A 21654-nucleotide genomic window follows, 5' to 3' on the forward strand; every position below is an offset into this window, starting at 1 on the left:
CCGGTCCGGCAAGGCCCCGTGCGTCGGGGGAGGGAAAGTATGGCCGGTTCTGTCAGCTTTTGGAAGGGGGTGGAGAAGAAAAATTCACACGGCGTCGACCGGCATTCCTGCAGAGGTCTCCGTTGCTCAGGCGGCCACCAGGCGAACGCGCGCGAAGTTGCGCTTGCCCACCTGAAGAACGCCTTCGAAGCCGGGCGCGAGGTGCAGACCGGCATCTTCCACCACTTCGCCTTCCAGCTTTACCGCGCGCTCCTTGAGCTTGCGGTTCGCCTCCGAATTGCTGGGCGTGATGCCGGCGGCCGTCAGCAGCGCCGCGATGCGGATACCTTCCGCAGGTACCACGACGTCCTTCAGTTCGAGCAACGAGGTGTCGCCCTGGCCCGTGACGACGGCATGCCAGCCGGCAATGGCCTTCTCCGCTTCGGCGGCATCGTGGAAACGGGTCGCCAACTCGCGTGCCAGCCGCAGCTTCACGTCACGCGGGTTCAGTTCGCCCTGCTCGACCGACATCTTCAGCGCCGCCGCTTCCGCCACACCGATCTCGAAGCTCAGCAGTTCGATCCAGCGCCACATCAGGTCGTCGCCGATCTTCATGGTCTTGGTGACGATGTCGATGGCCGGCTCGCTGACGCCGATGTAGTTGCCCAGCGACTTGGACATCTTGTTGACGCCGTCCAGTCCTTCCAGCAGCGGCATGGTCAGCACGATCTGCGGCGCCTGGCCGTGATGCTCCTGCAGGCCGCGGCCCATCAGCAGATTGAACTTCTGATCGGTACCACCGAGTTCGACGTCCGCCTGCAGCGCCACGGAGTCGTATCCCTGCACCAGCGGGTAGAGGAATTCGTGGATGGCGATGGACTGCTGGGCGGCGTAGCGCTTGGCGAAGTCGTCGCGCTCCAGCATGCGGGCCACGGTGTGCTGGCCGGCGAGGCGGATCATGTCGGCCGCCCCCATCTTGCCGAACCATTCGGAATTGAAGCGGACCTCGGTCTTGTCCCGGTCCAGCACCTTGAACACCTGGTCCTCGTAGGTCCGCGCGTTGGCCAGCACATCCTCGCGGGTCAGCGGCTTGCGGGTGACATTCTTGCCGGTGGGGTCCCCGATCATGCCGGTGAAGTCGCCGATCAGGAAGATCACCTGATGCCCCAGGTCCTGGAACTGGCGCATCTTGTTCAGCAGGACGGTATGTCCGAGATGCAGGTCAGGGGCGGTGGGGTCGAAGCCCGCCTTCACGCGCAGCGGACGTCCCAGCTTCAGGCGGACCTCCAGATCTTCTGGCTTGAGGATTTCGTCGGCACCACGGCCGATCAGGTCGAGAGCTTCTGCGGAGGACACGGGATAGCGGTTCCAGTAGGGGCGGCCACGTGAAGGCCAAGTCAGTGAGGTGAAGGCGCCGTTAAAACAAAGTAAACAGTGATACCAATCAAAAAAGCTATTTGACTCAATGGTTTGACGCGAAGTCTTCGCGTGTCTATGGTACGCCGATTGGGGCTTTGCCTTGGCCCCGGGGTGCAACCTTGATGCAAACTCATGGGGGCGGCAACAGCCGCAAGCAACTGTTCCGCGAGCGCCTCGGCGTGCTTCGCGATAGCGCCGTGAAGCGACATCTGCCCGAAGGGCGATGGACGCGCCGCCACTGGATCCATGCCAGCCTGTTCACCACGATCGGCGTGCTGATGGCCACCATCGTGCCCGGCTTTTCCAGCGCGATCCAGGCGCCGGTGTCCGAACCGCGCAACACCCTGCTGCTGGATCTGCCCGACCTGTCGGCCGCGCGCCAGGAGGGCATTGCCGGCGACAGCTGGCAAGTGGTGCGGGTGAAGCCGGGGCAAACGATGGGGGCGATCTTCGAGGAGCTGGGCATTCCGGCCGCCACGCTGCACCGCATCCTGGAGAATGCCGACGCCAAGAAGGCGCTGACCCGCCTGAAGCCCGGCTCCGAAATCGCCTTCGACCTGCCGGTGACCGGTGGCCTGCGCACGCTGCGGTACGACCGCGACCCCAGCCACCGCGTCGAGCTGGTGGTGGGCCAGGACAAGATCACCGAGCGCGTGATCGCGCGCGAGACCACCACCCGCACCGTGGTGCTCAGCGGCAAGGTGGGACGGTCGCTCAACCGCTCGGCGCGCAAGGCCGGGTTGACGTCCGCCAACATCAACTCGATGACGGACGAGATCTTCAAGTACGACATCGACTTCAACTCGGACCTCGGCCCGGAAGACCGTTTCAGCGTGGTGGTCGAACAGACCTGGCGCGAGGGCGAGCTGATCAGCACCGGCCCGGTGCAGGCCGCCACCTTCACCGTCGACGGCAAGCTGCATTCGGGCTTCCGCTTCACCCGTCCGGGCGGCAAGCCGGAGTATTTCACCGCCGCAGGGCGGCCGCTGAAGAAGAACTTCATCCGCATGCCGATCGCGTATGCGCGCATGAGCTCCAAGTTCGGTGCGCGTCGCCATCCGGTGCTCGGCACGATGCGCATGCACAAGGGCGTGGACTATGCCGCCTCCACCGGCACGCCGATCATGGCCGCGGGCGACGGGCGCGTGCAGTTCGCCGGCTGGCAGGGCGGCTACGGACGCACCGTGATCCTGGATCACGGCCGCGGGCACACCACCCTGTACGCGCACATGTCGCGCCTGGGCAAGATCAAGCAGGGCCAGCGCGTGGCGCAGGGCACGGTGATCGGCTATGTCGGCACCACCGGCCTGTCGACCGGCCCGCACCTGCATTACGAATTCCGCATCAACGGCGTGCACCGCAATCCGCTGTCGGTGACGATGCCGCCGCCGGAACCGCTCACCGGCGCGCAGCTCGCTGCCTTCCGCACGTACACGGCCAATGCGCTGGCGCGCATCCGCACGGTGGAAGACATCATCTATGCCGATGTCGGCCCGTCCGCCGAAGACAAGAAGCCGGCCACGGTGGCCGCCGCGAAACCGGCCGCACGCAAGGGCTGATCGCCGCGCATGGCGGGATGCGTGAAAAGGCGGGACACTGTCCCGCCTTTTTCATTGCCTGACGATCCCGCATGACCCACACGTCCGCCTCGACCGCTTCCGAGCTTTATCTGGGCCTGATGTCAGGCACCAGTGCCGACGGCATCGATGCCGCGCTGGTGCGCTTCGAGGGCGAAGGCCGTACCTTGCGTTGCGAACTGGTGCATGGCAACACCTTCAGCTGGGATGCCACGCTGCGCGGGCAGTTGGTCGCGCTGGGCCAGGGTGCGGACACGGTGTCGCTGGACGACCTCGGCATGCTGGACGGGCGCATCGCGCTGGCCTTCGCCGAGGCGGCACTGTCCCTGCTGCAGGCCGCCGGCGTGCCACGCGGCCGCGTGCGGGCGATCGGCTCGCACGGGCAGACAGTGCGCCATCGTCCGCAGGGCGATCCCCCGTTCACTTGGCAACTCGGCGACGGCAACGTCATCGCCGAGCGCTGCGGCATCGCCACCGTGGCCGACTTCCGTCGTCGTGACGTGGCCGCAGGCGGCCAGGGCGCACCGCTGATGCCGGCCTTCCATGCCGCGCTGCTGGGGTCGTCGAACGAAGATCGCGCGGCACTCAACCTGGGCGGCATCGCCAACTTCACGCTGTTGCCGGCCGCAGGCGATGTGCGCGGCTTCGACACCGGCCCGGCCAACGCGCTGATGGACGTGTGGTGCGAGCGGCACACCGGACGCCCCTACGACGCCGATGGCGCCTTCGCCGCCAGCGGACAGGTGAACCCGACGCTGCTCGCCCGCCTGCTGGCCGACCCGTGGTTCGCGCTGCCGCCGCCGAAAAGCACGGGGCGCGAACACTTCCACCTGGACTGGCTGCAGGCGCGCATGGAAGACACCAGCCTCGCGCCGGCCGATGTGCAGGCCACCCTGCTGGACCTCACCGCGCGCACCATCGCCGATGCCCTGCACATGTCCCAGCCCGACACCCGCCGCGTGCTGGCCTGCGGCGGCGGCGTGCGCAATCCGGTACTGATGGCGCGCCTGGCGGCCTACCTGCCGCAGGCGGTGGTGGAGTCGACCGCCGCCCACGGCCTGGACCCGGATTACGTGGAAGCGATGGGCTTCGCGTGGCTGGCCCGCGAAACCCTGGCCGGCCGGCCCGGCAACCTGCCTGCCGTCACCGGGGCGTCGGGGCGACGCGTGCTGGGCACGGTGTATCCGGCCTAGAAGCCCTTGCCCGCCGGGACCTCCCGCAAGGCGCTGATGGCCTCGGCCAGCGCGTTGACCTCGCGGTCATCGAAGCCGCCGCGGACTTCCGCCTCGCAGACGAACAGGCCCTGCTCGAGCAGGTTGAAAATCGTGTCGTGGATCGGCCAGCCACGGGCGTGCGAGACCCGGCGGATGCGTTCGGCCAGGATCGGGTCCACATCCCTCAGCACGATGTCGGTCATTCCATCCTTCCCCTGCTGCCCCGGGGAAACTGTAGCGCAGTCGCTCAAGGCCGCGTATCGGCCGCAGGCATGTCCACGCCCGTCGCGGCCTCGTGCCCGCTGCCGAACCGGATGCGTGGCGACAGCCAGAAGAACAGGGCGACCGCCGGCACCGCCACCAGGGCGGTGATCCAGAAATACACGCCGTACCCGGTCTGTTCCACGATGCCGCCCGACACCGCCCCCAGCAACTTGCCGGGCAGCATCACCAGCGACGAGAAAAGGGCGTACTGGGTGGCAGTGAACCGCTGGTTGACCAGCGCCGACAGGAACGCCACCAGTGTCGTGCCCTGGAAGCCCTGCGCCAGGTTCTCGCCGGAAATCACCAGCGTCAGTTTCCACACATCGCCGTCGGCGCCGATCAGCCACACATACAGCAGGTTGCTGATCGCCCCCAGCACGATGCCGGCCAGCAGCGGCCACTTCACGCCCCAGCGCGCGATCGCGATGCCGGCGATGAACACGCCCACCAGGCCAACCCAGACGCCCCAGATCTTCGACACCGCGCCGATCTCGGTCTTGGTGAACCCCTGGCTGAGATAGAACGGCGCCATGATGCCGCCGCCCAGCGACTGGTCGGAGATCTTGGCGAGCAGGATGAACGCCAGCAGCGCCAGCGCCAGTGCGCTGCCGAACCGGCGGAAGAAGTCGATGAAGGGTTCCACCACGCCTTCCTGCAAGCCGGCGCGCCAGGTGGTCATGCGTATCCGCACGATGTCGGGCTCGCGGGACAGCAGCACCGCCGCCACCGGAACCAGCATGAAGCCGGCCATCGCCTGGTACACCGTCGGCCACGGCACCACATCGGCCAGCATCAGCGCCAGCGCGCCGGTGATGATCAGCGCGATGCGGTAACCCAGCGAATACGTGGCCAGCAACGCGCCCTGCGATTCCTGCGGCGCGATCTCGATCCGGTACGCGTCGACCGCGATATCCAGCGTCGCGCCGGCGAACGCCGTCATCAGCGTGATCCAGACGAACGGCGCCAGCCGGGTCGGCGTGAGGTGCGCCATCAGCAGCAGGCCGACGATGACGATCGCCAGCGCCAGCAGCAGCCAGCCCCGTCGCTGCCCCAGCCGCCCCAGCAGCGGCAGGCGCCAGCGGTCCACCAGCGGCGCCCACAGGAACTTCAGCGTGTAGCTCAGGCCGGCACTGGCGATCAGGGTGATGCTCTTCAGTTCCAGCCCGTTCTCGGTCAGCCAGTACGCCAGCGTGCCGGCCACCAGCAGGAACGGCATGCCGGAGGCGAAGCCGAAGAAGAACATGGTCCACGCCGACGGCTGCGCGAACGCGCGCCAGACCGAGGGTTTGCCGGGCTGTTCGCTGGCAGAGGTCGTCATCAGGTGTAGTCCACCGTGAAGGGGGCATGGTCGGAGAAGCGCTGCTCGCGGTAGATCGAACAGGCCTTCAGACGGTCGCGCAACGAGGGCGTGACGAACTGGTAGTCGATCCGCCATCCCACGTTGTTGGCGCGCGCCGCACCGCGGTTGCTCCACCACGTGTAGTCCTGCCCTTCCGGGTGCAGCACGCGGTAGGCGTCGACCCAGCCACCGTCGTCCACGCACAGGCCGTTCAGCCAGTCGCGCTCGGGCGGCAGGCAGCCGGAGTTCTTCTGGTTGCTGGTCCAGTTCTTGATGTCCAGGCGGCTGCGCACGATGTTCCAGTCGCCGCACAGCACGTAGTGGCGACCGCTGCGGCGCCATTCGTCCAGTACCGGCGCCAGCCAGTCCATGACCTTGAACTTGAAGCCCTGGCGCTCCTCGCCGGACGAACCGGACGGGATGTAGAACGACACCACGCTCAGGTCGCCGAAGCGCGCCTCGATGTAGCGGCCTTCCTCGTCGAAGTCCGGCCAGCCCAAGGCCGTGCGGATCTCGTCGGGCTCGCGCCTGGCGTAAATCGCCACACCGCTGTAGCCCTTCTTGGTGGTGGCGTCGCGGAACCAGGCCCTGTAGCCCGCGGGCAGGAATTCCGGGCCGGCCAGCTGGTGCTCCTGCGCCTTGGTTTCCTGCACGCACAGCACGTCGGCGTCCTGCACGGTGAACCAGTCGAAGAAGCCCTTGGTGGCCGCCGAGCGCAGGCCGTTGGCGTTGAAGCTGATGATGCGCATGGGGGAGCCGGGATGCGGGATTAGGGAGTCGGGATTCGCAAAGCGTACCGCATGGGCCCGAAGGCCTGCGTCCGGACGAGCTATGCTCTTACCCCTCCCGTCATCCCGAATCTCCCATCCCGGCCTCTCGCCCATGTCCGACCATCACGCCCGCTTCCTCCAGCTCGCACTGCACGCGCAGGCGCTGCGTTTCGGCCAGTTCACGCTGAAATCGGGGCGGCAGAGTCCGTATTTCTTCAACGCCGGCCGCTTCGACAGCGGCGCGCGGCTGGCCGGGCTGGCCGCCTGCTATGCCGATGCGGTGGACGCCGCAGGGCTGCAGTTCGACCTGCTGTTCGGCCCGGCTTACAAGGGCATCCCGCTGGCGACCGCGCTGGCCTGCGAGTTCGCCCGCCGCGGCCGCGACCTGCCGGTGGCGTTCAACCGCAAGGAGGCCAAGGACCATGGCGAAGGCGGCCTGCTGATCGGTGCACCGCTGGAGGACCGTCGCGTGCTGATCGTCGACGACGTGATCACCGCCGGCACCGCCATCCGCGAAGCGCTGGGCCTGATCCGCGCCGGCGGCGGCGTACCGGCCGGGATCGTGGTCGCGCTCGACCGCCAGGAAGTGCTGGGCGAACCGGCTACGGCGGGCGAGCGCCGCTCGGCGGCGCAGTCGGTCGCCGACGAAACCGGCGTGCCGGTGGTGGCCGTGGCCAACCTGCACGACCTGCTTGCATTTGCCGGCGAAAGCGCCGACCTTGTCCATCATCGCGACGACCTGCTGGCCTATCGGGCCCGCTACGGCAGCGCGACCCGGGACTGACCGCAGTTGGGGACTGCCATGACCGTCCGTACTTCCTACATGCTCGCCGCCCTGCTCGTGGCCGCGCCCCTGGCGCATGCCCAGGGCAACAAGGGTGCCGCACCGGCCACCAAGAAACTCTTCTGCTGGGAAGAGAAGGGCCAGCGCGTCTGCAGCGATGCGCTGCCGCCCGATGCCGTCAACGCCGCACGCGAGGAGATCAGCGCCGCCAGCGGCCTGCGCACCGGCGGCGTGGAGCGCGCCCTGACCGACGAAGAACGCGCGCAGGCCGCCATCGCGGCCCAGCAGCAGCTCATCGACGCCGCGGCCGCCGACATGCGCCGGCGCACCGACGCCGCGATGCTGCTCTCGTACCGCAGCGAAGAAGAACTCAGCCGCGTCTTCAACGAACGCACGGCCATCGTCGACAACAACGTCCGCACCGCCAGCTACAACGCCATCAGCCTGCGCGATGGCCTGATCACCCTGCTGCAGACCGCCGGCGACCGCGAACTGGCGGGCCAGCCGGTACCGAAGGAGATGGCCGCGTCCATCCAGCAGCGCCACGCGGAACTGGTGCGCACGCGTCGCCTGCAGCAGAGTTTCGAGAAGCAGCGCGCGGACCTGGACGTGGAGATCGCCGACATCCTGCAGCGTTTCCGCGCGATGAAGGGCGTCACGCCCGAACAGGCCGAAGACGCCGCGTTGAACACCGCCACGCCGAAACCTCCCTCTCCCGCCCGCCGGTAAGGCGTTCGCGCGGACACGTACCTGACCGCACACGAAAACGCCGGGCATTGCCCGGCGTTTTCGTAGTGGCCCGACACGCGCGAGCGGTCAGAACGTCATCTTCAGCTCCGGCGCCAGCGCCTGCAGCCGCGCGCGGAACTCGCCCTTGATCCGCTCCAGCGCCGCGTGGTCGTCGGCCTCGAAGCGCAGCACCAGGATCGGCGTGGTGTTGGAGGCGCGCACCAGCCCCCAGCCGTCGTCCCAGTCCGCGCGCAGGCCGTCGATCGTGGACAGGCGCGCGCCCTCGAATTCGGCGCCGGCGACGAAGCGCTCGACGATCGCGTGCGGCGTGCCGTCCACCACGTCGACCTTGATCTCCGGCGTGGACACGCCGTCCGGCAATTCGGCCAGCACTTCGGAGGGCGTCTCGCTGCGGTTGGCCAGGATCTCCAGCAGGCGCGCGGCCGCATACAGGCCATCGTCGAACCCGTACCAGCGCTCCTGGAAGAAGAAGTGGCCGCTCATCTCGCCGGCCAGTTCCGCACCGGTCTCGCGCATCTTAGCCTTGATCAGCGAATGCCCGGTCTTCCACATCATCGGCGTGCCGCCGTGGCGCAGCACCCAGCCCTGCATCTTGCCGGTGCATTTCACGTCGTAGATGATCAGCGCGCCCGGATTGCGCTCCAGCACGTCGGCGGCGAACAGCATCAGCAGGCGGTCGGGGAAGATGATCGCGCCTTCCTTGGTCACCACGCCCAGGCGGTCGCCATCGCCGTCGAAGGCCAGGCCGATGTCGGCGTCGAAGCGCTTCACCGTCTGCACCAGGTCTTCCAGGTTGTGCGGTTCGCTGGGGTCCGGATGGTGGTTCGGGAACGTGCCGTCCACTTCGCAGTACAGCGGGATCACGTCCGCGCCGATCGCCTCCAGCAGCTGCGGGGCGATGTCGCCGGCCACGCCGTTGCCGGCATCCACCACGATCTTCAGCGGACGCTCCAGCTGCACGTCGTCGGCGATGCGCTGGATGTAGTCGGCGGCGATGTCGCGCTGCTGCAGGTCGCCCGGCACGCCGGCCACGTACAGGCGGTTGTCGCGGATGCGCTCGTACAGGTCGGTGATCGCATCGCCCGACAGGGTCTGCCCCCCCACCACGATCTTGAACCCGTTGTAGTCCGGCGGATTGTGGCTGCCGGTCACCGCCACGCAGCTGCCCGCGCGCAGGTGGTAGGCACCGAAATACGCCACCGGCGTGGGCGCCAAGCCGATGTCGATGACGTTGCGGCCCGCCTTGCGCAGGCCTTCGATCAGTCCGCCGGCCAGGTCCGGACCGGACAGGCGGCCGTCGCGGCCGACGACGATATCGGCCAGGTCCTCGTCGCGCATGACCGAGCCGATGGCCAGGCCGATCAGTTCGGCGACCTCGACGCTCAGCGACTTCCCGACGATGCCGCGGATGTCGTAGGCGCGGAAGATGCCGGGGTCCACGTCGACCGCCTTGCCCTCGGACGGCCGGTAGGCATCGCTGCCGTCGCCCTCGTCGGCGACCGGCGCGCGCGCGCCGGCGGCGGGCGGCGGATCGCGCAGCAGCGCTTCGCCGAGGGTCGGTTCATCCATGTCGCTCATCTCTGCTCCCTTGTTTCCAAATCGTCCCAGGCCGATACCACCACGCGCCGCCAGCACGGCCGCGATCGCCAGCATGGCCAGCAAGACAGCCACCACCAGCGCCGCAATCGGCCCCAGGCCCAGCGGGCCGGATTCGCTGTCCGGGACAGCGGTCGCCACGCGCAAACCGGTCTTGCCCACCGCATGCGCCATGCGTTCGGCACCGTCGGCCAGTTGGCTGTTGCCGCGCTGCTGGATCGAATAGCCGCCCTGGCGCAGCGCGAGATAGCCGCCGGCCGGCATGGCCACGCCATCGAATGCTTCGGTCAGCCGTGCCAGCGGCACGCTGGCATACAGCACGCCCTGCGGTACGGCCGCCGCCATGCCGAATACGGTCTGATCGCCCTCCTTCACCACGCGGGCGGCGACGGCGTCGCCCTGCATCCCGGCTTCCAGCAGGGCGAGCCGGCTGTAGCCGAAGGTCGCCGCGTCGGCGTAGGCCGCCGTCAAGGCGCCGTCGAAGATCTCGACCTGGCGTACGCCGGCCCAGCCATCGCGCACCGCGGCCACCGCGGCGGGAAGGTCGTTCGCGGCCAGCGCCGCCTTGACCGGCGCCGAGGCCAGGCGCTGCTCCAGCAGCCGGACCTGGGCGGCATGGCTGGCCTGCACGGCCTGCACCGCCTGGTCCCGCGCGCGCTCGACGTCTTCCAGCTGGCCGGCATCCCGCCACTGGCGGACGCCGCTCCAGGCCAGCAGCCCCGCCAGCAGGCCGAGCAGCACCGCCAGTTTCGGCAACGCGCCACGCAGGTCGCCCACGGGAATCCGCAGGCGGTTCTCGCTCGTCGTGTTCATCGGTTTGTCCCCTGTCACCGCACGCCGGTGTGGCCGAAGCCACCCGTCCCCCGTGCGCTGTCGGCGAAAGTATCCACCACTTGCAGGCTCACGCGCACGACCGGCAGCACCATGACCTGGGCGATGCGGTCGCCGGGCTGGATGGTGAAGCTCTCGTGTCCCCGGTTCCACACGCTGATGAGCAGCGGACCCTGGTAATCGGCATCGATCAGGCCGGTGCCGTTGCCCAGCACGATGCCGTGGCGGTGGCCCAGGCCGGAGCGCGGCAGCACCACCGCGCACAGCTGCGGGTCGCTCAGGTGCAGGGCGATGCCGCTGGGTACCAGCGCCGCGTCGCCCGGTTCCAGCACCAGCGGGGCGTCCAGCGCCGCGCGCAGGTCCATGCCGGCGCTGGCCTCGGTGGCATAGGCCGGCAGCGGCCATTCGTCGCCGAAGCGGGGATCCAGCAGCTTCACTTCCACCTTGCGCTCTGCGCTCATGCGTTCAGTCGCTCCACGATCAGGTCCATCAGGTCGTCGGCAAGCTGCGTCTTCGGTGCGGAGGCGAAACTGCGCTCGCCCTCCTTCCAGTAGGCGGTCATCGCGTTCTGGTCGCTCTCGAACCCGCCATCGGCGATGCCCACGCGGTTGGCCACGATCATGTCCAGCCGCTTGGCGTCCAGCTTCATGCGGGCGTATTCGGCCACGTTGTTGGTTTCGGCGGCGAAGCCGACCACCAGCTTCAGCGCCTGCCTCTGCGCGGCGACTTCGGCCAGGATGTCGGGCGTGCGCACCAGGTCCAGCGCCAGCGATTCGCTGGATTTCTTGATCTTGTCGGCGGCCGGCTCGCGCGGCGTGTAATCGGCCACGGCGGCGGCGCCGATGTAGAGGTCGGCCGGCAGGGCGGCGAACACGGCCGCGTGCATCTGCGCGGCCGAGCGCACGTCCACCCGGGTCACGCCGGCCGGGGTGGGCAGATGCACGGGACCGGCCACCAGGGTGACGCTGGCGCCCCGCCGGGCGGCGCTGGCGGCAACCGCGAAGCCCATCTTGCCGCTGCTGCGGTTGCCCAGGTAGCGCACCGGATCCAGGTCCTCGTAGGTCGGGCCGGCGCTGACCACCACCTTCAGCCCGGCCAAGTCCTGCGGCACCGGCGATGCCTTCGCCGCCCCGCCGGCCAGCGCGGCGACGATCTCGGCCGGCTCGGCCAGGCGGCCGGGGCCCGACTCGCCTTCGGCCAGCGGCCCGTCGTTCGGACCCACCACCTGCACGCCACGGCCCAGCAACGTGGCGACGTTCGCCTGCGTGGCCGCGTGCTGCCACATGCGATGGTTCATCGCCGGCGCAATCGTCATCGGCGCGGTGGTCGCCAGGCACAGGGTGGTCACCAGATCGTCGGCCAGGCCGTGCGCCAGGCGCGCGATCAGGTCGGCGGTCGCCGGCGCGACGATCACGCGGTCGGCCCAGCGCGCCAGTTCGATATGCCCCATCGCCTGCTCGGCGGCGCTGTCCCAGAGCGTGGTGCGGGCCGGTTGGCCGGACAGGGCCTGGAAACTCAACGGGGCGACGAACTGCTGCGCGCCCGCGGTCATGGCCACCTGCACGTCGGCCCCCGCATCGCGCAGCCGGCGCACCAGTTCCAGCGCCTTGTAGGCGGCAATCCCGCCTCCCACGCACAGCAGCAGGCGTTGCCCCGCCAGCCCCTGTGTCTTGTCCGATCCACTCACGTCGGCCCATTCCTACGTCGATACAGGCGATTAGCTTACCCGAACGCCCCCCGCGCCCCGATGCCGCGGCGTGCGCCGTCCGTCGAGGATGGCCACATGCACATACGCGACTGGCCCCAGGACGAACGTCCCCGTGAAAAGCTGCTGGCCCGCGGGCCTGCCAGCCTCAGCGACGCCGAGCTGCTGGCGATCTTCCTGGGCTCCGGCCTGCGTGGGCGCGACGCGGTCGCCACCGCCCGCGAGCTGCTCGCCCACCACGGCCCGCTGCGCGCCCTGCTCGAGCGCCCGCCGGCCGAACTGACCGCCCTGCCCGCGCTCGGTCCGGCCCGCGCCTGTGTGCTGGCCGCCGCGCTAGAGCTGGGCACCCGCCTGCTGCACGCGTCGCTGGCGCGTGGCGACGCCATCGGCGATCCGGAGGCGGCGGGGCGCTACTTCGCCCAACGCCTGCGCGGCCGGCCGCACGAGGTCTTCGCTGCGCTGTTCCTGGATACCCGCCATCGCGTGCTGGCGTTCGAGGAGCTGTTCCAGGGCTCGGTGGACAGCGCCGAGGTACACCCCCGCGAGGTGGCGCGGCGCGCCCTGGCCATGAACGCCACGGCGCTGATCGTGGGACACAACCATCCCTCGGGCTGCGCGGAACCCTCGGCCGCCGACCGCGCGGTGACCCAGCGGCTGAAACAGGCGCTGGCGCTGGTGGACGTGCGCCTGCTGGACCATTTCGTCATCGGCGATGGGCCACCGCAGTCGATGGCGGCGCGCGGCTGGGTCTGATGCCTCCGCCGCGGGCTGAACCGCGCCGATCCCACGCGGCGACCGGGAAAACCTAGAATAGGCGGTTCCCACGCAACACGACGGTCTTCCGTGAAAGCTTCCCTCCGCGCCTTGATCGCCCAGGGCATCGACGCCCTGCGCGCCGCCGGCACCCTGCCGGCCGACACCGCCACGCCGGATTTCGTGGTCGAGCGACCCAAGACCCGCGAGCACGGCGACTTCGCCACCAACGCCGCCATGCTGCTGGCCAAGGCCGCACGCAGCAATCCGCGCGCCCTCGCCACCGCGCTGGTCGCCGCGTTGCCCGCCAGCGAGGACGTGGCCAGGGTCGAGATCGCCGGCCCCGGCTTCATCAACTTCCATCTGAGTCCCGGCGCCTACCAGCGCGAAGTCGCGGCCGCGCTGGCGCAGGGCGCGGCGTACGGGCGCAACGACAGCGGCCAGGGCCGCACCGTGGGCGTGGAGTACGTGTCGGCGAACCCGACCGGTCCGCTGCACGTCGGGCACGGCCGCGCCGGCGTGATCGGCGACTGCATCGCCCGCGTGTTGGCGGCGAACGGCTGGAACGCCAAGCGCGAGTTCTACTACAACGATGCCGGCGTGCAGATCGACAACCTGGCCAAGTCCACCCAGGCGCGTGCGCTCGGCCTGACGCCCGACAGCGAGGGCTGGCCGGAAGACGGCTACCGCGGCGACTACATCGCCGACGTGGCGCAGGCCTACCTCGACGGCGACTCGGTCGAGGTCGAAGGTCATGTGGTCACCGGTGAACGGGATCCGCAGGACCTCGACGCGATCCGCCGCTTCGCCGTGGCCTACCTGCGCCGCGAGCAGAACCTCGACCTGGCGGCGTTCGGCGTGTCGTTCGACCGCTACTTCCTGGAAAGCTCGCTGTACGCCGACCGGAAGGTCGAGGAAGCGGTGAACAAGCTGGTCGCCTCCGGCCACACCTACGAGGAAGGCGGCGCGCTGTGGCTCCGGTCCACCGACTTCGGCGACGACAAGGACCGCGTGATGCGCAAGTCCGACGGCACGTACACCTACTTCGTCCCGGACGTGGCCTACCACCTATCCAAGTGGCAGCGCGGCTACGAACGCGCGATCACCGAGCTGGGCGCCGACCACCACGGTTCGCTGGCCCGCGTCCGGGCCGGCCTGCAGGCGCTGGGCGAAGGCATTCCGCCCGGCTATCCGGAGTACGTGCTGCACCAGATGGTCACGGTGATGCGCGGCGGCGAGGAAGTGAAGCTGTCCAAGCGCGCCGGCAGTTACCTGACCCTGCGCGACCTGATCGAAGAGGCCGGTGCCGATGCCACGCGCTGGTTCCTGATCGCGCGCAAGCCGGACTCGCAGCTGACCTTCGACATCGACCTGGCGCGCGAGCAGAGCAAGGACAATCCGGTGTTCTACGTGCAGTACGCGCATGCGCGCGTCTGCAGCCTGCTGCGCCGCGTGGAGGAGAAGGGCCTGGCTCCCTACGACCAGGCCGTCGGCATCGCCGCGTTGCCGGCGCTCACGGACGAAGGCTCGCTGGCGCTGATGGTGGAACTGTCGCGCTATCCGGAAGTGGTGGAATCCGCCGGCCTCTCGCTGGAACCTCACGCCATCGCGCAATACCTGCGCGAACTGGCCTATGCTTTCCAGGCGTGGTACGACGGCGAACCGATCCTCATCGACGACGACGCCGAGCGCAATGCGCGCCTGTCGCTCGCACTGGCGGTCCGTCAGGCGCTGGCGAACGGACTGGACCTGTTGGGCGTCAGTGCGCCCGAAAAGATGTGAGCGGAGAGCAGTAGATGGCAGCAAGGCGCGGCAAGAACCAGGCCACCCGTAATTCCGGCCACGCGACCCCGGCGTGGGTGTGGCTGATCCTCGGCCTGCTGATCGGGCTGGCGGTGTATTTCATCGTCCCGGGACTGGGCAAGAAGGACGGCGACGGCTTCTTCCGTCCGCAGCCCAACCCGGACGCGCAACCGGCCCCGATCGACAGCGCCGATGTCGAGGCCGTCGTGCCCGACGCCCCTGCCGACGACACGCCCGCCACCGCCGCCACGACCGAGGAGTCCGCGGCGAAGGAAACCCAGTACGACTTCTACACCCTGCTGCCCGGCAAGGAAGTGCAGATGTCCGACGCGGAACTGGCCGCCAGCGCGCGCGAGGAGGACGCCCGCAAGGCGCGTGCCGCCCTCAACGGCCAGGCGACCACGCCGGTCGCCACGGCACCGGCCGATACTGCCGCGGCGCAACCGACGCCGCTCAACGAAAGCGCACCCGCACGCGCGGTAGAGACACCGCGTGCGTCGGACACCGCCGCCGCACCCCGGCCCATCCCCACGGTCGCCAGTGCCGACACCGGCGCGCGCTACATCCTGCAGGCCGGCGCGTTCGGTGCTTCCGGCGATGCCGAGGCCACCAAGGCCAAGATCGCCATGCTCGGCCTCAGCGCCCGTGTCGAATCAGCGCAGATCAACGGCAAGACCGTCTACCGCGTGCGCATGGGGCCGTACGGCACCGCCAGCGAACTGGCCGAAGCGAAGCAGAAGCTCGCCAGCGGCGGACTGCCGGCGATGGCGGTGAAGGCGCAGTGAGTCCCGCGCGGCCGCCCTGGCAGCGCCTGGTGATGGCGACGGCGGCCGCGATGGTGTCGCTGCTCGTCGCCTCGTGGCTGGTCGGGCGCATGCTGCCGTCGGCCTGGCAGGAGGTGGTGCAGACCCGCTGGGGATTCCTCACGCCGGTCAGCTACGTCGTCACCGCCCTCTGCATGGGCCTGGGCGGCGCCCTGGCCGGCCACCGCTTCCTGATCGTCGCCGTCGGCCTGACGTTGGCCGTGTGGGCCGCGACGCTGTCGGTGCTGGCCGGGATCGCCGGCGCGGCCTCGGACATCGCCTATCCGCTCGGTTACCTGCTGCGCACCAACGCGCTCAGCGCGACGCTGTCCGTTGCAGCCGCCGCACTCGGCACCTGGCTCGGCGCACGCTGGTATGCGCGCCGCGCCGCGCGGCGCTGACCGCATTCCGTCGTCCTCCGCCAAGGAATTCCCATGACCCGCACCGCCCTCATCACCGGCGCCACCTCCGGCTTCGGCGCCGCCGCAGTCCGTCGTTTCGCGGCCGCCGGCTGGCGCGTGATCGCGACCGGGCGCCGCGCCGAACGCCTGCAGGCACTGGTGGATGACGTCGGTGCCGACACGGTGCACGCCGCCGCGTTCGACATCCGCGACGAAGCGGCGATGGACGCCGCCCTCGCCGCGCTGCCGGACGGTTTCCGCGACATCGACCTTCTGGTCAACAACGCCGGCCTGGCGCAGGGCACGCTGCCGGCGCAGAACGCGCTGCTGTCGGACTGGCGCACGATGATCGACACCAACGTCACCGCGCTGGTCGTGCTGACGCACCGGCTGCTGCCGCAATTGATCGAGCGCAAGGGCGCGATCATCAACATCAGTTCGGTCGCCGGCGTGTATCCGTATCCGGGCGGCAACGCCTACGGCGGCAGCAAGGCCTTCGTCAGCCAGTTCTCGCTCGGCCTGCGCAGCGACCTTCATGGCACCGGCGTGCGCGTGACGACGATCGAGCCCGGCATGGCCGAAACCGAATTCACCCTGGTGCGTACGCATGGCGACCAGGCCGCCTCCGACAAGCTGTATACCGGCGCGAACCCGATGACTGCCGAGGACATCGCCGAGTCGATCTTCTACGTCGCCACACTGCCGCCGCACCTCAACATCAACCGGCTGGAGATCATGCCGGTGTCGCAGTCGTTTGCGGGGTTCCAGGTACATCGCGACACCCAGGGTAGGTCCGGATAACGACCGTCGTCCCCGCGAAGGCGGGGACCCAGCGACTTCGGGCCAATGAAGGCAAAGACACCGGGTTCCCGCATACGCGGGAACGACGAACATGATCCGCGTTGTCAAAACCATCGCCAGGCGGAGCACCTGCGCCAGCCGCACGGCGATGTCTCCCCGCCGGATTGAACCGTTTCCGCCCGATCCGGCACCTTCACTCCCGACAGACGGATAGAGGGGCCCTCGCGTGCAGCGGGATACGGAACGGATACTGGACGAATACCTCGCTGCAGCCGCCCGCACGGGCGACCGTGCGGCGTGGGAGCGTCTGGTCACGCGTTGGCAGCCGCGTCTGCTGCGCCACGCGTGGCGCCTGACCGGTCATCCGGACCTCGCCCGCGACATGGTGCAGGAGGCGTGGCTCGAGATCGTGCGCGGCCTGCGCCGCCTGGACGACATCGCGGCCTTTCCGGCTTGGGCGTTCCGCATCGTGACCCGCCGCTGCGCGCGTGCGATCCGAGGACGGCAGGTCGAGCGCACTCGCCTGGTGGATGCCGAGCTCGACACGGTGATGGCAGGCGAACAGGACGAGGCGGGCGAACGCGCGTCGGAGCTGGCCATCGTCAGGGCGGAAATGCAGGGCCTGCCCGCGCCCCAGCGCGCGGCGCTGTCGTTGTTCTACCTGGAAGACCTGAGCGTGGCGGAAATCGCCGTCGCGCTCGACGTGCCCCCGGGAACGGTCAAGACCCGGCTGATGCATGCGCGGCGCAAGATCCGCGCGCGACTGGAAGGAAGCTCCGATGGACAAGACTGACGACCTGATCAAGCAGACGCTTTCTGCCGAGGATCGCGCGCTGTTGGCGCGGCATGGCGAACCCGGCTATTTCTCGCAGGCGTTCGGCCTGTTCCGCGGTTCGCTGGGGTGGGTGGTGTGGGTCGCCTACCTGTGCGGGATCATCGCCTTCGCGGGCTTCGGCGTGTCGCTGTGGCGAAGCTGGCATGCGACGGACGCATTGGCCGCCGTGCAGTGGGGCGTGCTGGCCATCGTGCTGTTCCAGTTCACCATGATCATGAAATCGTTCCTGGGCAGCCACCTGGAAGCCAACCGCATGCTGCGCGAGTTCAAGCGTGTGGAACTGCAACTGGCGCTGCTGCGGGACGCCGGAAGGAAGGACCCGTGAGGGCGGAACCGCGAGGCTCGCGATGAGCCTGGAACTGCTGCCGTGCCGGCTGCTCGTGCGGCTGCTGACGATGCTGCTGCAGGTGGTGCCGGCCTGCTGCGGCGGCACCGCGTGGCCTTGAACAGGGCCACGGGCGAACGAGTCCGGCCGCACGTCGCGTGCGCCATGCGCACGTCGCGTGGAACCCCGCATCGCGCGAGGTCGTGCGCGCGGCGCACGCTACGCCAGCGGTTCGTCCGAGAGGTAGGTGTAGCCCGTCAGGCCGGCTTCCAGTGCATCCGCGAGCATCTGCGATTCCGCCGCCGGCAATCCGGCGCCTTCCACGCGCTGGCGATACACCGCACGCAGGTCGTCCAGCCGGTAGCCCACGTAATCGAGCATCACGTCGGTGGTGTCGCCGCGACGCTGCTGGGTGATCAAGTAACCGTGGCCGGCATCGGCACTGACTTCCACCGCATCGGTGTCGCCGAACAGGTTGTGGATGTCGCCGAGGATTTCCTGATAGGCGCCCACCAGGAAGATGCCGAGGCGATAGCTTTCGCCGGGATTCATGGCATGCAGCGGCAGCGAGGAATCCAGGCCCTCGTTCTCGACATAGGTCTTGACCATGCCATCCGAGTCGCAGGTCATGTCGGCGATGATGCCGCGGCGCGCCGGCGCTTCGTCCAGGCGCTCGATCGGCACGATCGGGAACACCTGGTCGATCGCCCACACGTCGGGGATCGACTCGAACACGCTGAAGTTGACGAAGTACTTGTCGACCAGCCGCTCGTTGAGCTCGTCCAGCAGGTCGCGGTGGCTGCGCTCGTCGCTGCTCAGGCGCGCACGCACGGCATGCGCGATGGCGTAGAACAGGTCGTCGATGCGGGCGCGGTGGACCAGGTCGATCTGCCCCAGCGCGTACAGCGACAAGCCTTCGCTGTGGTGGTGCTGCGCCTCGTGGAACAGCTCGACGGCCGGACGCGTATCCAGTTCGGCATGGATCTCGCGCAGGTGGCGGATCACCGACGGTTCGTCGTCGTGCGACGGCGGCACGCGGCCTTCCGGTGCCTGCTCGACTTCCGACACGTTGACCACCAGCACCGCGTGGTGCGCGGTCATCGCGCGACCGCATTCGGTGACGATGCGCGGCGGCGTGAGGCCGTGCTGTTCGCAAGCCTCGGCCAGCGGCTGCACGATATTGCTGGCGTACTGGCCGATGCCGTAGTTGATCGAGCAGTAGCTGCGCGAACGCGTGCCTTCGTAGTCGATGCCCAGGCCGCCACCGACGTCGACATGGCTGATGGTCGCGCCGAGCTTCGACAGCTCGACGAAGTAGCGCGTCGCCTCGCGCATGCCATTGGCGATGTCGCGCACGTTGCTGATCTGCGACCCCATGTGGAAATGCAGCAGGCCCAGCGTGTCCTGCAGGCCGGCCTCGCGCAGCTGCTTCCACAGGTCCAGCACCTGGCGCGGGGACAGGCCGAACTTGGCCTTGTCGCCGCCACTGTTCTGCCACTTGCCGGCGCCCAGCGTCGCCAGGCGCATGCGCACGCCCAGGCCGGGCTTCACGCCCAGCGCACGCGACTCCTCGATGACCAGCGCGAGTTCGGACGGCTTCTCGATGACGATGAACGTCTGCAGGCCCAGCTTGCGGCCGATCAGCGCCAGGCGGATGTATTCACGGTCCTTGTAGCCGTTGCAGACGATCAGCCCGCCCGGACGCGACAGCGCCAGCACGGCCATCAGCTCGGGCTTGCTGCCGGCCTCCAGGCCGAAGCCTTCGCCCGCGTGCGAGGCCAGCGTGCCGGCGACGCCGCGGTGCTGGTTGACCTTGATCGGATACACCGCGGTGTAGCCGCCCCGGTAGTCCCAGTCGGCCTGCGCCTGCGCGAACGCGGCCTGCAGCTTGCCCAGCCGGTCGCCGAGGATGTCGGGGAAGCGCACCAGCAGCGGCAGCTGCGCACCCTGCGCGCGTGCGGCGTCGACCACCTCGGGAAGCGGGATCAGCGGCCCCCGAGCGCCCTTCGGCGACACCACGATGCGGCCGGCAGCGTCCACGTCGAAATACCCTTCGGCCCAGTGCGGGACGGAGTAGGTCTTGCGGGCGTGGTCGGTGGACCAGAGGGGGCTGGAAGTCATGGCTATTCGCTGGGCTGGCGCGTGGCGACGCGTTCGTCGGTACCGCAGCGGAGGGTCCACGGCGGCGCGGACGCGCATTCTACAGGCTGCGGTCACATGGGTCCGTTACAATGCGCGCCCGCGCTCAAGCCCCTCTCCCGCCGGGAGAGGGGTTGGGGTGAGGGTTAGGCGAAGTCCAGATCATCGGGAAGTCGCTGCACTCACCGCACCCTCATCCGGCGCTGCGCGCCACCTTCTCCCGGCGGGAGAAGGGAAATCACTTGCCTCAAGGACATCCCATGACCGCCAACGACACCTGGTTCATCGAACACTTCTCGCACACCGGCTCCGCCATCGGTTTCCGCACCACCGGCAAGCTGGACGAAGTGCAGTCGCCGTTCCAGAAGATCGAGATCTACGACAGCACCGACTGGGGCAAGCTGATGGTGATCGACGGCGCGATGATGCTGACCACGCGCGACAACTTCTTCTACCACGAGATGATCAGCCACCCGGTGCTGTTCACCCACGCCGCGCCAAAGCGCGTGGTGATCATCGGCGGTGGCGACTGCGGCACGCTGCGCGAAGTGCTGAAGCATCCGGGCGTGGAGAAGGCCACACAGTGCGATATCGACGAGCAGGTCACACGCATGGCGGAGAAGTATTTCCCCGAGCTGTGCGAATCGAACAACGACCCGCGCGCCGAACTGCTGTTCGACGACGGCGTGGCCTACATGGCCAACTGCGAGCCCGGCAGTGTCGACGTGGTCATCGTCGATTCGACCGATCCGGTCGGTCCGGCGGAAGGCCTGTTCAACAAGGCGTTCTTCGAGAGCTGCTACCGCGCGCTGAAGCCCGACGGCCTGCTGGTGCAGCAGTCGGAATCGCCGCTGGCGCTGCTGGACTTGATCAAGGACATGCGCGCGGAGATGGGCAAGGCCGGCTTCCAGTCGTTCAAGACGCTGCCGTTCCCGCAGCCGTGCTACCCGACCGGCTGGTGGAGCGTGACGGTGGCCAGCAAGCAGGCGGGCTTCGATTTCGCGTTCCGCCAGGCGGACGCGCAGGCCAAGCCGTTCGACACGCTGTACTACACCGCGCACCTGCACACGGGCGTGCTGGTGGCACCACCGTTCGTGGCGAAGGCGTTGGGGGAGTAAACCGCATCCCGATCGCGACACACAGGGAAAGCCCCGCGACGCGGGGCTTTTTCTTTTCTACGATGTCACTCCGACGTGAACGTCGACCAGCGCGGCACCTGGTAGTGGCGCGCCTGCGCGGCCAGGTAGGCCGCCATGATCAGGCCGAACAGCGCCCCGGCGCCCAACGATACGGCAACCACCGCGACGAATGGCCTGTCCTGCCACGACCACAGCGCCAGCCACATGATCAGGCCCCAGAAGGTGGCGAAGAAGCCGCCCATCACGACCGCATTCACGACGAAACCATTCATGTGGGGCGGCGGGAGCCGGATGCCCGCCTTCCACAGCATCCGGAACATCGGCGGCGCATACGTGCTGCGCCGGATGCCGGACCGTTCCAGCCAGGCAAGCGCTTTCGCCAGACGACCATCGAACCCGCTGGGCTGCGTCATCGCAGAACTCCGTT

At 68.8% G+C, this 21654-nt stretch carries 21 protein-coding genes; 12 read left to right on the forward strand and 9 right to left on the reverse strand.

The window, feature by feature from the left end; translation table 11 throughout:
- Positions 1 to 126 precede the first annotated feature (126 nt).
- Positions 127 to 1335, reverse strand: coding sequence for a tyrosine--tRNA ligase (tyrS, locus tag VGN58_RS15740; protein WP_327484117.1), 1209 nt, complete (start codon positions 1333 to 1335; stop codon positions 127 to 129).
- A gap of 185 nt (positions 1336 to 1520) precedes the next feature.
- Between tyrS and VGN58_RS15745 the strand changes: the two genes are divergently transcribed.
- Together VGN58_RS15745 and VGN58_RS15750 are read left to right on the forward strand one after the other, a co-directional pair.
- On the forward strand, positions 1521 to 2957 hold the full coding sequence (locus VGN58_RS15745) for a M23 family metallopeptidase (protein WP_327484118.1): 1437 nt from the start codon (positions 1521 to 1523) through the stop codon (positions 2955 to 2957).
- Between the two features lie 71 nt (positions 2958 to 3028).
- Positions 3029 to 4168 carry an anhydro-N-acetylmuramic acid kinase gene (locus VGN58_RS15750; protein WP_327484119.1) on the forward strand — a complete coding sequence of 380 codons (1140 nt, stop codon included), beginning with the start codon at positions 3029 to 3031 and terminating at the stop codon, positions 4166 to 4168.
- Here VGN58_RS15750 and VGN58_RS15755 read toward each other — a convergent pair.
- The 3 genes from VGN58_RS15755 to VGN58_RS15765 are packed head-to-tail and all read right to left on the reverse strand — an operon-like array spanning position 4165 to position 6541.
- Positions 4165 to 4392: a hypothetical protein gene (locus tag VGN58_RS15755; RefSeq protein WP_327484120.1), complete on the reverse strand. Its 228-nt coding sequence runs from the start codon at positions 4390 to 4392 to the stop codon at positions 4165 to 4167. The genes VGN58_RS15750 and VGN58_RS15755 overlap by 4 nt on opposite strands.
- A gap of 44 nt (positions 4393 to 4436) precedes the next feature.
- The gene (locus tag VGN58_RS15760) at positions 4437 to 5771 is read right to left on the reverse strand and encodes an AmpG family muropeptide MFS transporter (protein ID WP_327484121.1); all 1335 of its coding nucleotides are present in this window, start codon (positions 5769 to 5771) and stop codon (positions 4437 to 4439) included.
- On the reverse strand, positions 5771 to 6541 hold the full coding sequence (locus VGN58_RS15765; protein WP_327484122.1) for an exodeoxyribonuclease III: 771 nt from the start codon (positions 6539 to 6541) through the stop codon (positions 5771 to 5773). The genes VGN58_RS15760 and VGN58_RS15765 overlap by 1 nt, the downstream gene beginning before the upstream one ends.
- Positions 6542 to 6674: 133 nt before the next feature.
- Here VGN58_RS15765 and pyrE point away from each other — a divergent pair, with 133 nt between their 5' ends.
- Complete coding sequence (gene pyrE / locus VGN58_RS15770; RefSeq protein WP_327484123.1) at positions 6675 to 7346, forward strand: orotate phosphoribosyltransferase; 672 nt, start codon at positions 6675 to 6677, stop codon at positions 7344 to 7346.
- An 18-nt stretch (positions 7347 to 7364) separates the two neighbouring features.
- Entirely contained in the window at positions 7365 to 8075 is a 711-nt protein-coding gene (locus tag VGN58_RS15775; RefSeq protein ID WP_327484124.1) for a hypothetical protein, read from the forward strand.
- A gap of 87 nt (positions 8076 to 8162) precedes the next feature.
- On the opposite strand, the gene VGN58_RS15780 is transcribed toward VGN58_RS15775, so the two are convergent.
- The 3 genes from VGN58_RS15780 to coaBC are packed head-to-tail and all read right to left on the reverse strand — an operon-like array spanning position 8163 to position 12210.
- The gene (locus VGN58_RS15780) at positions 8163 to 10505 is read right to left on the reverse strand and encodes a phosphomannomutase/phosphoglucomutase (protein WP_327484125.1); all 2343 of its coding nucleotides are present in this window, start codon (positions 10503 to 10505) and stop codon (positions 8163 to 8165) included.
- A 14-nt stretch (positions 10506 to 10519) separates the two neighbouring features.
- Entirely contained in the window at positions 10520 to 10984 is a 465-nt protein-coding gene (gene dut, locus VGN58_RS15785; protein ID WP_327484126.1) for a dUTP diphosphatase, read from the reverse strand.
- Positions 10981 to 12210, reverse strand: coding sequence for a bifunctional phosphopantothenoylcysteine decarboxylase/phosphopantothenate--cysteine ligase CoaBC (gene coaBC, locus VGN58_RS15790; protein ID WP_327484127.1), 1230 nt, complete (start codon positions 12208 to 12210; stop codon positions 10981 to 10983). The genes dut and coaBC overlap by 4 nt, the downstream gene beginning before the upstream one ends.
- Before the next feature lie 96 nt (positions 12211 to 12306).
- On the opposite strand from coaBC, the gene radC reads away from it, so the two are divergent.
- The 7 genes from radC (at position 12307) to VGN58_RS15825 (ending at position 17949) form a co-directional block, all read left to right on the forward strand.
- A complete protein-coding gene (gene radC / locus VGN58_RS15795; RefSeq protein ID WP_327484128.1) occupies positions 12307 to 12981 on the forward strand; it encodes a RadC family protein in 675 nt (224 codons plus the stop codon).
- Between the two features lie 90 nt (positions 12982 to 13071).
- On the forward strand, positions 13072 to 14763 hold the full coding sequence (gene argS / locus VGN58_RS15800; RefSeq protein ID WP_327484129.1) for an arginine--tRNA ligase: 1692 nt from the start codon (positions 13072 to 13074) through the stop codon (positions 14761 to 14763).
- A gap of 14 nt (positions 14764 to 14777) precedes the next feature.
- A complete protein-coding gene (locus tag VGN58_RS15805; RefSeq protein ID WP_327484130.1) occupies positions 14778 to 15569 on the forward strand; it encodes an SPOR domain-containing protein in 792 nt (263 codons plus the stop codon).
- Entirely contained in the window at positions 15566 to 15988 is a 423-nt protein-coding gene (locus tag VGN58_RS15810) for a hypothetical protein (protein ID WP_327484131.1), read from the forward strand. Before VGN58_RS15805 ends, VGN58_RS15810 begins: the two co-directional genes overlap by 4 nt.
- Before the next feature lie 33 nt (positions 15989 to 16021).
- Entirely contained in the window at positions 16022 to 16789 is a 768-nt protein-coding gene (locus VGN58_RS15815) for an SDR family NAD(P)-dependent oxidoreductase (protein WP_327484132.1), read from the forward strand.
- Positions 16790 to 17015: 226 nt separating this feature from the next.
- The gene (locus VGN58_RS15820) at positions 17016 to 17582 is read left to right on the forward strand and encodes an RNA polymerase sigma factor (protein ID WP_327484133.1); all 567 of its coding nucleotides are present in this window, start codon (positions 17016 to 17018) and stop codon (positions 17580 to 17582) included.
- A complete protein-coding gene (locus VGN58_RS15825) occupies positions 17569 to 17949 on the forward strand; it encodes a DUF6768 family protein (protein WP_327484134.1) in 381 nt (126 codons plus the stop codon). Before VGN58_RS15820 ends, VGN58_RS15825 begins: the two co-directional genes overlap by 14 nt.
- A gap of 219 nt (positions 17950 to 18168) precedes the next feature.
- On the opposite strand, the gene speA is transcribed toward VGN58_RS15825, so the two are convergent.
- The gene (gene speA / locus VGN58_RS15830) at positions 18169 to 20070 is read right to left on the reverse strand and encodes an arginine decarboxylase (RefSeq protein ID WP_327484135.1); all 1902 of its coding nucleotides are present in this window, start codon (positions 20068 to 20070) and stop codon (positions 18169 to 18171) included.
- A gap of 278 nt (positions 20071 to 20348) precedes the next feature.
- Here speA and speE point away from each other — a divergent pair, with 278 nt between their 5' ends.
- On the forward strand, positions 20349 to 21206 hold the full coding sequence (speE, locus tag VGN58_RS15835; protein ID WP_327484136.1) for a polyamine aminopropyltransferase: 858 nt from the start codon (positions 20349 to 20351) through the stop codon (positions 21204 to 21206).
- Positions 21207 to 21271: 65 nt separating this feature from the next.
- Here the strand turns inward: speE and VGN58_RS15840 are convergent, their stop codons facing one another.
- Complete coding sequence (locus VGN58_RS15840) at positions 21272 to 21640, reverse strand: DUF6404 family protein (protein WP_327484137.1); 369 nt, start codon at positions 21638 to 21640, stop codon at positions 21272 to 21274.
- Between the last annotated feature and the right edge of the window lie 14 nt (positions 21641 to 21654).

Source organism: Pseudoxanthomonas sp., assembly GCF_035999195.1.
In the GTDB taxonomy this organism is placed as follows: domain Bacteria; phylum Pseudomonadota; class Gammaproteobacteria; order Xanthomonadales; family Xanthomonadaceae; genus Pseudoxanthomonas_A.

Bases quoted from the DNA above. Each gene is read 5' to 3' on its own strand.
- speE (WP_327484136.1), top strand. From the start codon at position 20,349: ATGACCGCCAACGACACCTGGTTCATCGAACACTTCTCGCACACCGGC.
- pyrE (WP_327484123.1), top strand. From the start codon at position 6,675: ATGTCCGACCATCACGCCCGCTTCCTCCAGCTCGCACTGCACGCGCAG.
- VGN58_RS15745 (WP_327484118.1), top strand. From the start codon at position 1,521: ATGCAAACTCATGGGGGCGGCAACAGCCGCAAGCAACTGTTCCGCGAG.
- VGN58_RS15775 (WP_327484124.1), top strand. From the start codon at position 7,365: ATGACCGTCCGTACTTCCTACATGCTCGCCGCCCTGCTCGTGGCCGCG.
- radC (WP_327484128.1), top strand. From the start codon at position 12,307: ATGCACATACGCGACTGGCCCCAGGACGAACGTCCCCGTGAAAAGCTG.
- VGN58_RS15750 (WP_327484119.1), top strand. From the start codon at position 3,029: ATGACCCACACGTCCGCCTCGACCGCTTCCGAGCTTTATCTGGGCCTG.
- VGN58_RS15765 (WP_327484122.1), bottom strand. From the start codon at position 6,541: ATGCGCATCATCAGCTTCAACGCCAACGGCCTGCGCTCGGCGGCCACC.
- VGN58_RS15760 (WP_327484121.1), bottom strand. From the start codon at position 5,771: ATGACGACCTCTGCCAGCGAACAGCCCGGCAAACCCTCGGTCTGGCGC.
- speA (WP_327484135.1), bottom strand. From the start codon at position 20,070: ATGACTTCCAGCCCCCTCTGGTCCACCGACCACGCCCGCAAGACCTAC.
- dut (WP_327484126.1), bottom strand. From the start codon at position 10,984: ATGAGCGCAGAGCGCAAGGTGGAAGTGAAGCTGCTGGATCCCCGCTTC.
- VGN58_RS15780 (WP_327484125.1), bottom strand. From the start codon at position 10,505: ATGAACACGACGAGCGAGAACCGCCTGCGGATTCCCGTGGGCGACCTG.
- VGN58_RS15825 (WP_327484134.1), top strand. From the start codon at position 17,569: ATGGACAAGACTGACGACCTGATCAAGCAGACGCTTTCTGCCGAGGAT.
- VGN58_RS15805 (WP_327484130.1), top strand. From the start codon at position 14,778: ATGGCAGCAAGGCGCGGCAAGAACCAGGCCACCCGTAATTCCGGCCAC.
- VGN58_RS15755 (WP_327484120.1), bottom strand. From the start codon at position 4,392: ATGACCGACATCGTGCTGAGGGATGTGGACCCGATCCTGGCCGAACGC.
- VGN58_RS15840 (WP_327484137.1), bottom strand. From the start codon at position 21,640: ATGACGCAGCCCAGCGGGTTCGATGGTCGTCTGGCGAAAGCGCTTGCC.
- VGN58_RS15815 (WP_327484132.1), top strand. From the start codon at position 16,022: ATGACCCGCACCGCCCTCATCACCGGCGCCACCTCCGGCTTCGGCGCC.